At 71.3% G+C, this 10,534-nt stretch carries 10 protein-coding genes; 3 read left to right on the top strand and 7 right to left on the bottom strand.

Annotation, left to right across the window (positions count from 1 at the left end):
* Positions 1–36: 36 nt before the first annotated feature.
* From pth to psbH, 3 genes are read right to left on the bottom strand one after another with little or no spacing between them, the layout of a single operon-like run.
* The gene (gene pth / locus KBZ12_RS04830; RefSeq protein ID WP_254956692.1) at positions 37–645 is read right to left on the bottom strand and encodes an aminoacyl-tRNA hydrolase; all 609 of its coding nucleotides are present in this window, start codon (positions 643–645) and stop codon (positions 37–39) included.
* Positions 646–658: 13 nt separating this feature from the next.
* Positions 659–937, bottom strand: coding sequence for a TatA/E family twin arginine-targeting protein translocase (locus tag KBZ12_RS04835; protein ID WP_254956693.1), 279 nt, complete (start codon positions 935–937; stop codon positions 659–661).
* Between the two features lie 19 nt (positions 938–956).
* Positions 957–1,157 (bottom strand): photosystem II reaction center phosphoprotein PsbH, encoded by a 201-nt coding sequence (psbH, locus tag KBZ12_RS04840; protein WP_254952803.1) that lies wholly within the window; start codon positions 1,155–1,157, stop codon positions 957–959.
* Between the two features lie 127 nt (positions 1,158–1,284).
* Here psbH and psbN point away from each other — a divergent pair, with 127 nt between their 5' ends.
* A complete protein-coding gene (gene psbN / locus KBZ12_RS04845; RefSeq protein WP_254956694.1) occupies positions 1,285–1,434 on the top strand; it encodes a photosystem II reaction center protein PsbN in 150 nt (49 codons plus the stop codon).
* Here psbN and KBZ12_RS04850 read toward each other — a convergent pair.
* Entirely contained in the window at positions 1,422–4,391 is a 2,970-nt protein-coding gene (locus KBZ12_RS04850; RefSeq protein ID WP_254956695.1) for a glycoside hydrolase family 38 C-terminal domain-containing protein, read from the bottom strand. The genes psbN and KBZ12_RS04850 overlap by 13 nt on opposite strands.
* A gap of 162 nt (positions 4,392–4,553) precedes the next feature.
* On the opposite strand from KBZ12_RS04850, the gene KBZ12_RS04855 reads away from it, so the two are divergent.
* Together KBZ12_RS04855 and KBZ12_RS18380 are read left to right on the top strand one after the other, a co-directional pair.
* Positions 4,554–4,673 (top strand): photosystem II reaction center protein I, encoded by a 120-nt coding sequence (locus KBZ12_RS04855; protein ID WP_015109632.1) that lies wholly within the window; start codon positions 4,554–4,556, stop codon positions 4,671–4,673.
* A gap of 165 nt (positions 4,674–4,838) precedes the next feature.
* Positions 4,839–7,916, top strand: a complete 3,078-nt coding sequence (locus KBZ12_RS18380) for a DUF3769 domain-containing protein (protein ID WP_261359807.1) — start codon at positions 4,839–4,841, stop codon at positions 7,914–7,916.
* On the opposite strand, the gene KBZ12_RS04865 is transcribed toward KBZ12_RS18380, so the two are convergent.
* The 3 genes from KBZ12_RS04865 to KBZ12_RS04875 are packed head-to-tail and all read right to left on the bottom strand — an operon-like array spanning position 7,913 to position 10,292.
* The gene (locus KBZ12_RS04865) at positions 7,913–8,545 is read right to left on the bottom strand and encodes a 3-isopropylmalate dehydratase small subunit 2 (RefSeq protein WP_254956696.1); all 633 of its coding nucleotides are present in this window, start codon (positions 8,543–8,545) and stop codon (positions 7,913–7,915) included. The two genes, KBZ12_RS18380 and KBZ12_RS04865, sit on opposite strands and share 4 nt — an antisense overlap.
* Positions 8,542–9,990, bottom strand: coding sequence for a 3-isopropylmalate dehydratase large subunit (gene leuC, locus KBZ12_RS04870; RefSeq protein WP_254956697.1), 1,449 nt, complete (start codon positions 9,988–9,990; stop codon positions 8,542–8,544). Before leuC ends, KBZ12_RS04865 begins: the two co-directional genes overlap by 4 nt.
* The gene (locus tag KBZ12_RS04875; RefSeq protein ID WP_396100636.1) at positions 9,987–10,292 is read right to left on the bottom strand and encodes a DUF2811 domain-containing protein; all 306 of its coding nucleotides are present in this window, start codon (positions 10,290–10,292) and stop codon (positions 9,987–9,989) included. The genes leuC and KBZ12_RS04875 overlap by 4 nt, the downstream gene beginning before the upstream one ends.
* Positions 10,293–10,534 lie beyond the last annotated feature (242 nt).

Raw genomic sequence — 10,534 nt, forward strand, 5'->3', positions numbered from 1 at the left:
CGGGGGGCGGGGCGCCGTCGGTGTCGATCGATGCTCTCAGGATGGCGGTGGATCGGGGCGAAAACTGTTCAAGCGGTTGGCGGCCCGCTCCAGGCCAACCCGGCGGATCAGGTCGATGCCCGCCTCCACCTCCGCCAGCACCGTGTCCAGCACGGGCCGATCGGCGGCGGAGAACTTGCCAAGCACGTGCGACACCGTGCGGGCCCGGCGCTCCTCGGGCGTCTCGCCGGGGGCACCGATGCCGATGCGCAACCGGGCGAAGGACTCGCTGCCCAGGTGGGCGATCGTGCTGCGCAGGCCATTGTGGCCGCCGGCCCCGCCCGAGGCCCGCACCCGCAGGCGCCCCAGGGGCAGGTCCATGTCGTCCACCAGCACGAGCATCTGGGCGGGCTCGAGCCGGAACCAGTCGAGGGCGGCGCGGATCGAGCGGCCGCTGTCGTTCATGAAGGTCTGGGGCATCAGCAGCCGCAGCCGCTTGTCTCCCTGACCGGTCTCGGCCAGCAGCCCGTGCAGCCGGCCCTGGTTGCGGAAGCTGGAGCCACCGGCGCGGGCCAACCGCTCCAGCACCATGAAGCCGACGTTGTGGCGGGTGTCGACGTAGCGGGGGCCGGGATTGCCCAAGCCCACCAGCAATTGCAGATCCAACGGATGGCCGCCCTCAGCTGGAGGGCCCGGCACTCTCCTCAACCACCGCCGCCGGCGCTGAAGCGTCAGCCGCCGGCGGAATGGCGGCGGGGGGGCCGGAGATGTCGATGGACTGGTCGGTACCCACGGCCGTGCGGAACTCCTTCTCAAACTCCTGCGAGGCCGACTGGAAGCCGCGCAGGGTGCGCCCCAGGGTCTTGCCGAGCTCGGGCAGGCGCTTGGGTCCGAAGACCAGCAGTCCGATGGCGGCGATCACCGCCATCTCGGGCAGACCGATGCCGAAGATGTTCATGGACAGGGGGCGAGAGGAATCAGCCGACGCCGTTCCAGTTGACGTTGATGCCCTCAAGAAGGAGGGACTTGTTGTACAGCTGCAGGATCACCAGCAGGAACACCAGGAAGAGCAGCATGGCCACGCCCATCACAGGGGTGGTGCCCCAGCCGGGCACCACCTTGCCGTATTCGGAATTCAGGGGGCGCAGCAGGTCTCCCAGACGGGTGCGTTGGGCCATGGCAGCTCGGACCTCTCGGGCACGGGATCGCGGTGCTTACTGTAAGGGTCTTGCCGGCCGCACCGAGATGGGCTGTCGAGAGTTGTGACGCAAACCTCGCGTCTCCTGCCCCGCCTGAGAGCTCCCCATGGATCCCGCCGCCAGCACGTCCCCCGCCCTCTCCGTGGCCCTCACGGTGCTCGCGGTGCTGCTGGCCCTCACCGGTTTCGGCGTGTACACCGCCTTCGGCCCCCCCTCCAAGGGCCTCACCGATCCCTTCGACGATCACGAGGACTGAGCCGCCGCGACCTTCTGCAGCGTCCAGTGCCCCAGTTGCCAGGGGGTCAGCTGCAGCGGATCGCTTCCGTCGGCGAGGGCCAGCCTCTGGCCCAGGCCGTCGCAGCGCTCCAGCACGGTCCAGTCGGGGCCGATCGAGAGGCGGCGTCGGCAGGGCCCGAGGTTCTGCACGCTGAGCAGCGCCTGCCCCGCCCCCCCCTGGGCGCCTGCCGCCGGCAGCGGCCGCAGGGCCACCAGCTGCAGATCGTCGCCGAGCGAAGGGAAGAGTGTTTGGGTCGGCGCGGCTGAGCCCTCCGCCGTCGGCACCGGCCGGCACCACAGCGGTTCCCGCAGCCGGGTGGCCTGCTGGGGCGCGGCGGCGGCCCGCCAGCCACCGGGGCAGGGCAGCAGGGCCAGCCGCTGCCGCTGCCAGCCGTTGTCGGCGCCGGGATCGGGCCAGGTGGGACCCCGCAGCAGCGACATCCCCAGGCTCTCCGCCGTTGCCGACACCCCCTGGGGGCCGTCGAGCAGCACCGCCAGGCCATCGCCGCGGCCTGGCCCCACCGCGGCCAGCCAGCTGATGGCGCTCACCTCCCAGCGGGCCCGCTCCCGGGCGGTGCGGGCCGTGGCCGGGCGCTCGATCACCCCGCCGGAGCTGTCGGCGGCCCAGCGGCAGGCCGGCGCGGCCAGGGGAATCTCCAGCCGCAGCAGCTCATGGCGTTGCTGCCACTGGATGCTCAACACCAGCTCCAGCCAGGGGCTGCCCGCCAGCAGGCGACCGTCGAGGCGCACCGAACTCTCGCCGCAGCGGCCGCGCCAGACGAAGCGGCCACACAGCGGCCCCGTCTCCAGCCATTGCGGCGCCCCCTGCCAGCGCCACGCCAGCGGGTGCTGGCGGTAGTCAGCCGCCAGGTCCCAGGCATCCCAGAACTCCCCGCGGTCGCGCCAGCGGCACCAGGCCAGCGGCCTCGCCAGCTGGGGCGTACCGGCCCCATCGAACAGTTGCTCCACCCCCTGCGGGCCGATCAGCGCCGAAACCAGACCGTTGCCCAGGTGCCAGTGGTCCGGCCCGCCGCCGGCGACCCGTTCCAGCCGCACCGCCGCTGCCACGGGCCAGGCCGCCTCGATGCCGGTGCTGGGTATGGTGCTGGCGCCGGTGTCCTGGCGCCGCAGGCGTTGCACCGCCACCCCTTCGATGCCGGGGATCTGCAGCCACTGGCCGCCGCCGGGGGCCGGCTGCCCGATCAGGCGCCGTTCGCCGTCCGTCCCTGACAGCCACCAGTCGCCCGCCGGCAGCCGCAGGGTGCGGGGCTGGGCCGGCAGTGGCTGGAGCTGCAGGGCGCACCAGGCGTCCGCAGCCCCGGCTGGCGCCCCCCCGGCCAGGCCCCGCCCCAGGGCCCGGTCGCGGCGACGGGCGGCCCGGCGGCGGGCGCCCCGCCACTCCGGTTCGGCCTGCTCAAACACCTCCGGGATCGATGTGCCCGGCAGGATGTCGTGGAACTGCTGGAACAGCAGGCGGCGCCAATCGCCCTCGGCGGCCTCAGCGGCCTCGGCCGGCAGGGCGAACAGTGCCGCGGCCAGATCCGCCTCCCGCAGCAGCCGCTCCAGGGTCCGGTTGTGGCGCTTCTGGTCCGGGCGGCTGGTGGCACAGCCACGGTGCAGCTCCAGATAGAGCTCGTCGCGCCACACCGGCAGCTGGCCCGCCAGGGACTCCAGCGGCTCCAGGTAGGCCCGCAGGGTGCCGTGCCGCTGGCCGGCGGCCACCGGCTGGTCCTGCCAGAGCTCCAGCTGCTCCAGCATCTCGGCGGTGGGTCCGCCGCCGTGGTCTCCCACCCCCGGCAGCCAGAGGGCGTCGGCGCAGCCGCTGACCTGCTGCCACTGCAGCCGGTAGCGCTCCATCGCCACCGGATCGCCGTCGGTGCCGATCGGCGCCGTCATCAGGGCCAGCACCTCGGCGCCACAGCGGCTGCGCCAGCGGAACAGCCGGTGGGGGAAGGGATTGGTGGCGTTCCAGGCCAGCTTGTGGGTACAGAACCAGCGCACCCCGGTGGCGGCCGCCACCGCCGGCAGACCGGCCGCGAAGCCGAAGCTGTCCGGCAACCAGGCCAGCCGGTGACTCCACTCCGGGAAGGCGCGCTGGCTGTAGTGCTGGCCCTCCTGGAACTGGCGCAACAGCGAGGCGGTGGAGAGCAGCACGCAGTCGCTTTCCACCCACGGGCCGTTGATGGGTTCGAAGCGGCCCGCCACCATGGCCCGGCGGACCCGGGCGAAAAGGGCCGGCCGGTGGCGCTCCAGCCAGGCGTAGAGGGCCGGGGTGGAATGGCCGAAATGGAGCGTGTCGAAGCGCTCCATCAGGTCGAGGGCCGAGGCGAAGGTACGCTCCGCCGCCTGCCAGGTGTCGGCCACCGGCCACAGCCAGGCCAGGTCGAGGTGGGCATGGCCGAGCACCTGCAGCAACCCCTCCCCCGGGGCCTCCCCATGGCCATGGGCGCGGCGCAGTTCGCGCAGCTCAGCAGCGGTGGCCGCCAGCAGGCCCAGGGGATCGGCCGGCTCCAGCGGCTCGAGCTCGATCCGGCTGGTGATCAGGGCACCGTCATCGTGAACAGGGCTGCGCAGCCGCAGCTCCAGATCCAGGACCTCCCCCTGCCACCAGCGCTCGGGCAGGGGCCAGCGGCAGGCGGTGTCGAACAGATCGCCGCTGTGGACCCGCTGCCCATCGACCCACAGCTCGGCCCGGTCGGCCCACCAGGACAGCACCAGCCGGGCCCGGGCGCCGGCCGCCAGGGGCCGCCAGGGCTCCGGGCAGGGACAGGACAGGTGCAGCCGGCGCCACTGGCCGCCCCGCGGCCAGATGATCAGGCCCCGGGCCGCCCAGTCGGGGCGGTGGCGGCGTCCCCACGCCTCCCCGAGGGCCGTACCGCTGCCGCCCCCGGGCTGGAGGCCCTGCCAGAGCGGTTGGAGATCCAGGGGCCGGGGCATGGGGAACGTGACCGAAACGTTTCAATCGGAGCCGGTTGCGCCTGCCAAACGGCATCGGACAGGCTGGATGGTCAACCACCACCCATAAGATGATGCGGCTGCCGAGGGGTCATTGAGACCCGTACCGGCGCCCGTCACTCCCTGTCACCCGCCGGACAGACCATGCTCGCTCTCAAGATCTCGGTTTACTCCGTCGTCTTCTTCTTCATCGGGATCTTCGTCTTCGGCTTCCTGGCCAGCGATCCCACCCGCTCCCCCAGCCGCAAGGACCTGGAGGACTGATTCCTGCGGCGCCACGCGCCACCCGTCCGGACAACCGGACCGCTGCGGGGATAGGCCCCGAACTCCCATGGCAGGATCGGCCGCGTCCTAGCCGCCCATCCGCTACCTGTGGTGCTCCATCCCTGCTCGGGACGTCGCCAGGCCCCAGAAGGCCTGACCCCTGGGATGGGCCTGTGGCTGGGCATCGGCGGCGTGCTGGCGTTGACGGCCGCACCGGCCCAGGCCCGGCCGGAACTCCCTTCCAGGCTCCAGGTCGCCCAGGCGCAGCTCGCGCCGGCGCCGGCCGCACCCGCTACGGCCAACCCCTTCGACGACGAGCCCCCGGGCGGGCCGCAACCCGAGACCCAGGCCGGGACCGACCCCCCAGGGGAACCCGCTCCCCCCTTGCAGCCCCCAGCGGAGCCCACCCCAGCCGTCCCCGCTTCCGCCACAGCCCCGGCGGCTGGCGTCGACCCCGCCAGCGACGCGGTGCCCCTCGAGCTGGAACTGACCGCCAACCAGCAGGGCTACGACAGCCAGCTGCAGCGTTTTGTCGCCACCGGCAGTGTCATGGCCCGCCTCGCCGGCGGCCGCCTGCTGGCCGACCGGCTGGAGTTCGAGGCCAGCACCCGCACCCTCCTGGCGGTGGGCAACGTGCGCTTCCAGCGCGGCCAGCAGTACCTGCAGGGCAGCCGCCTCCGCTACGCCCTGCTGGAGGGGGTGGGGGAGATCGACGATGTGTATGGCGTCATTGATCTGGACACCACCAAGGAGGACTTCAACCTCGAGAAGGAGGCTTCCGCCCCCCTGCCACCACCCGAGCCGATCAGCTGCACGCCGTCCTACCCGGCCGTGCCCCTGTGGCAGCCCTACCCCTGGGCCGTCACCGCCTGGGCCGGCCAGGCGTATGCCGGTGAGTTCGGCGACACCTTCACCTTCAGCGGCCGCTTCCGGCCCGAGTACTTCGGGGGGATCGGCCTGCAGCGCCGCCTCCTCCAGGCCGGCCCGCTGTCGCTGGAGTTCGATGCCAACCTGCTGGGGCACAAGGCCAATTCCCAGCCGGGGGGCGGCTTCAACCAGCTGTTCCCCTTCTCCGACACCCCTGGCCAGAGCTTCGGCGAGCTCACCGGTGGCGTCGGCCTGCGCCTGTGGCTGCGCCCCTGGCTCAACATCTTTTTCGTGGAGGGCCTGAGCGTCACCTCGGCCAAGAGCAACTACGAGCAGACCTTCCGAGAGAACTCGTCGCGCCTGCTCAACTACCTGGCCTTCGAGGTGGAAGCCCTGGTCACGCCCCGCTGGTCGGCCGTGGGCCGCATCCACCACCGCTCGGGGGCCTACGGCACCTTCAGCGGCGTCAGCGAGGGCAGCAACGCCTACCTGCTGGGTCTGCGCTACCGCTTCGGCACCGACAAACTCGCCAGCCAGCCGCTGCCGGTGCCGCCTGCCCAGGGCTGCCCAGGCGCCCCACCCCTGGCCAGTGAGCAGCCCGAAGGGCTGGCCCAGCAGCTTGAGCAGTTGACGATGGGACCCGGTTGGACCGGCACCAGCGGCCAGCCGGCCCCGAGGCCCCCGGTCCAGCCCCCTGAGGACAAGGGTGGGGTGTGGCGCAACGCCCGGCATCAGGAACGGCGGCGCCGCGAGGCCATCGCCAGGATTCCCCAGCGGGTTGAGAACGTGACCTTCGAGCGCAGTCTCAAGGCCGAGCGGCGCTTCGGCTTCCCGCGGGAGTTCACCACGCCGGACACCGCCAACGATTTCGGTACCACCCGCCCCGAGCAGCTCAAGGACCAGACCACCACGGGTAACCAGGAACTGATCAAGGGCACCGTGAGCCGCTGGCGCCTCCAGGCCCGGCGCCTCAAGCTCACCCCCAACACTCTCTCCGGCGACCGGGTGGGCTTCACCAACGACCCGTTCACGCCCGCCCAGTCGTGGATGGATTCGGAGAAGGTGGTCATCACCCTGCTGCCCAACGGCGACACCCTGGTGAAGGCCCGCCGCAACACGTTGCGGCTGGAGGATCGCCTGCCGATCCGCGTCACCCGCCAGCGCCGCATCGAGAAACAGGAGGAGGTCAGCAATCCGCTGGTGCTGGGCAACGACCGGGAAGACCGGGACGGCTTCTTCCTCGGCTACAACGTGCCGATCAAGATCGGTCAGAAGGGACTCCTCAACCTGCAACCGCAGGTGATGGTCCAGCGCCTTTACACCGGCAACACCGACGCCTACCCCCTGCCAGGGTCACCGGCGGGCTCCACCACCATCGTGGAGCAACCAGCCAAGGGCGGCGACTACGTCGGTCTGGATGCCCGTCTCACCGGGCCCCTGCTGGGCTTCAACGCCGATGCCCGCCTCAGCCTCTCCACCCTCAATCCCGACAACATCGCCGACGGCACCCGCAGCTTCGGCGACCTGGCCCGGCTGGTGAACCTGCCCCTGGTGGGCAGCAGCACCTTCCGCCTCTTCGGTGCCTACCGCTTCCGCACCTGGAACGGCTCCCTGGGCGAACAGGATGTCTACTCCGCCTATGGCGTCTCGCTTGAGCGGCAGGGCAGCCTGCCCAACTGGGGCCAGCTCTCCCGCAGCTACTACTGGCGCATGGGGGTGGGCAACTTCCAGGCCAACCCGACCACCGGCACCGATTTGCTCGAGGTGTGGCGCGCCAACGCCATCGGCTCCTTCAACGTCTCCTACCCGATCTGGACCGGCAAGCCCACCACCAGCCCACCGATGATCTCCCTGGCCAATACACCGGTGCCGATCGTTCCCGGCCTGCGCTTCAACGCCAACCTGCTCGGCGTGGCGGCCTACTTCAGCGACGGCACCAACCAGAACACGGTCGGTCTGTCCGGGGGGCCCACCCTCACCCTGGGACGCTTCGAGAAGCCCTTCCTTGACTACACCCAGCTGACGGTCACCGGCGGCTTCACCCTGCGCCAGGGCCAGAGCCCGCTGGAGTTCGACCGGGCCGTCGACCTGGGCACGGTCGGCATCGGCCTGTCCCAGCAGCTGGTGGGGCCGCTGGTGTTCAGCGGCGGCATCGGCTTCAACGTGGATCCCAATTCGGGCTTCTATGGGGATGTCACCGGCTCCTACGTGGAGCTGCGCTGGCAGCGGCGCTCCTACGAAATCGGCGTTTATTACAGCCCCTATGACGGCCTGGGCGGCATCCGGGTGCGCCTCAACGACTTCAACTTCAAGGGACCCGGCACCCCCTTCATCCCCTACCACCCCACCCAGGGGGCCCTGCAGCGGCCCTTCTAGGCCGCCGCGAAACCGGTCAGGTAAGGGAGCCGGCTGGCGGTGGCCCGCAGCTCGCCGTCATGGGCCACCAGCTGGGCGGTGCCGTTCCATTCGCCGCTCACCAGCATGCGGCGCGGGCCGGCAGGCAGGCTCAATGGCCATTCCAGGACCTCGCTGCCGGCGACCAGCCTCACCAGGGGTGGCTCCAGATCAAGCTGGAGAACCGCGCCGGGATGGGCGGCGATGGCGGCCTGCAGGGCCAGCACGGCGTCGTGGTCGGCGCTGAGACAGGGAATCCCCAGGGCCAGGCAGTTGCCGAAGAAGATCTCGGCGAAGCTTTCACCGATCACCGCCCGCAGGCCCCAGCGCATCAGCGCCTGGGGGGCGTGTTCGCGGCTGGAGCCGCAGCCGAAGTTGCGGTTGACCACGAGGATCGCAGCGCCCTGGTTCTCGGCCCGGTCGAAGGGGTGATCCCCGGCCCGCTCGCTGCGGTCATCGGCGAAGACACCCTCCGCCAGCCCGTCGAACGTGACGCACTTCAGGTAGCGGGCGGGGATGATCCGGTCGGTGTCGATGTCGTCGCCGGGTACGACCACGGCGCGGCCCTCGCAGCGCTGGATCGGTCCGGCCGGGAAGGGGGTGGCGCTCATGCTCGGGTGCTGGCGGTTTCTGGCTCTGGGGTCGTCGGGGCGGCGACCAGGCGGCGCACGTCGGCCACATGGCCGCTCACCGCCGCCGCCGCCACCATGGCGGGGCTCATCAACAGGGTGCGGCCGGTGGCCGACCCCTGGCGCCCCTTGAAGTTGCGGTTGCTGGAGCTGGCGCTGATCTGGCGCCCCTCCAGACGGTCGGGGTTCATGGCGAGGCACATTGAGCAGCCCGGTTCGCGCCACTCGAAGCCGGCGGCGCGGAACACCGCATCGAGGCCCTCGGCCTCGGCCTCGGCCGCCACCTGCTCACTACCCGGCACCACGAAGGCCTTGATGCCGGCAGCCACCCGGCGGCCGCGGGCAACGTCGGCGGCGGCCCGCAGATCGCTGAGGCGGCCGTTGGTGCAGCTGCCGATGAAGCACACATCCACCGGCAACCCCTCGATCGGCGCACCGGGACGCAGATCCATGTAGCGGTAGGCCTCCTCGGCGATCGGCCGCTCGTCGCTCTCGGTCTGCTCGAGGGTGGGCACCGTTTCGTCGACGCCGATGGCCTGGCCCGGCGTGATGCCCCAGGTGATGGTGGGCGCGATTGTGGCGGCATCGAACACCACCTCGTCGTCGAAGCTGGCCTCAGGGCCCGAAGCCAGGGAGCTCCACCAGGCCACGGCGCGCTCCCAGGCGTCGCCGGTGGGGGCATGGGGCCGCCCCTTCAGGTAGGCGAAGGTGACGGCATCGGGGTTGACGTAGCCGCAGCGGGCGCCGCCCTCGATGGCCATGTTGCAGAGCGTCATCCGCTCCTCCATCGAGAGGGCCTCGATCGCCGGTCCGGCGAACTCGTAGGCATAGCCCACACCGCCCTTCACCCCAAGGGTCCGGATCACGTGCAGCACCAGATCCTTGGCGTAGACGCCGCTCTGCAGGGCCCCGTCCACCCGGATCCGCCGCACCTTCAGCTTGCCCATCGCCAGGCTCTGGCTGGCGAGCACGTCGCGCACCTGGCTCGTGCCGATGCCGAAGGCGATGGCGCCGAAGGCGCCGTGGGTGGAGGTGTGGGAATCGCCGCAGGCCACGGTCATGCCGGGCTGGGTGAGCCCCAGCTCCGGAGCGATCACATGGACGATCCCCTGGCGGCCACTGCCGAGGCCATGCAGGGTGATGCCGTGGCGGGCACAGTTGCCCTCCAAGGTGGCGAGCATCGCCTCGGCCAGGGGATCGGCGAAGGGGCGGGCCTGGGAGGTGGTGGGCACGATGTGGTCCACCGTGGCCACCGTGCGCTCGGGGTGGCGCACCGTGAGACCCAGGTCGTTGAGGGCGGCGAAAGCCTGGGGGCTGGTGACCTCATGGATCAGGTGCAGCCCGATGAACAGCTGGGTGGCTCCGCCCGGCAGGTCGGCGACCCGGTGCAGCTCCCAGACCTTGTCGTAGAGGGTGCCGGCGCTCAAGAGGAAGGATCAAGACAGTCTGAAACCACACTAGAAGGCGCCTGTTCCGCCGGGGCGGGCTCGCGCCGGAAGAGGCCGTCGAGGTAGTGGCGGGCCACGGCCCGGTCATGGCTGGCGTGCTGGAACAGAAATCCGGCCAGGGCCGCCTGCATCAGCCGGTACTGGTCCCACTGGGGGTGCACCCGGATGAACTCCCGCATGGCCTCGAAGAGGTCCTCCGGCATCTGGTTCTCGATGCTGACGGTCCGGGGAGCGTGGTCGGGGATCTGGCTCATGCGGCGCTGGTCGTCGGTCCCCCCCATCAGGCCACGGGGCTCCCCCCGGCGTCAAAGCCGGCCCCACCGGGCCGGTCCCAAGGGACCGCCGCTGAGAATCACGGCGGGGGGCGGTTTCCCAGCCAATGCCCGGGGGCAGTCGACGGACCTGCGTGCGGGACTGCGTCAGGTCAAGGGGGGAAGGCCTTTCCCGCAGCAAGAGGCGAGGACCCCTGCGACGGCTTCGGCCCAGCCCCGGCGACCTGTGGAAAAGGCCCTGTGTTTCGGGG

The sequence above is a fragment of the Cyanobium sp. Cruz CV13-4-11 genome, from assembly GCF_024346055.1.
In the GTDB taxonomy this organism is placed as follows: domain Bacteria; phylum Cyanobacteriota; class Cyanobacteriia; order PCC-6307; family Cyanobiaceae; genus Cyanobium.

Coding starts and splice junctions, on each gene's coding strand:
- KBZ12_RS04835 (WP_254956693.1), bottom strand. CDS start 937: ATGAACATCTTCGGCATCGGTCTGCCCGAGATGGCGGTGATCGCCGCC.
- KBZ12_RS04865 (WP_254956696.1), bottom strand. CDS start 8,545: ATGAGCGCCACCCCCTTCCCGGCCGGACCGATCCAGCGCTGCGAGGGC.
- psbH (WP_254952803.1), bottom strand. CDS start 1,157: ATGGCCCAACGCACCCGTCTGGGAGACCTGCTGCGCCCCCTGAATTCC.
- KBZ12_RS04855 (WP_015109632.1), top strand. CDS start 4,554: ATGCTCGCTCTCAAGATCTCGGTTTACTCCGTCGTCTTCTTCTTCATC.
- KBZ12_RS04875 (WP_396100636.1), bottom strand. CDS start 10,292: ATGGGGGGGACCGACGACCAGCGCCGCATGAGCCAGATCCCCGACCAC.
- KBZ12_RS18380 (WP_261359807.1), top strand. CDS start 4,839: ATGGGCCTGTGGCTGGGCATCGGCGGCGTGCTGGCGTTGACGGCCGCA.
- psbN (WP_254956694.1), top strand. CDS start 1,285: ATGGATCCCGCCGCCAGCACGTCCCCCGCCCTCTCCGTGGCCCTCACG.
- KBZ12_RS04850 (WP_254956695.1), bottom strand. CDS start 4,391: ATGCCCCGGCCCCTGGATCTCCAACCGCTCTGGCAGGGCCTCCAGCCC.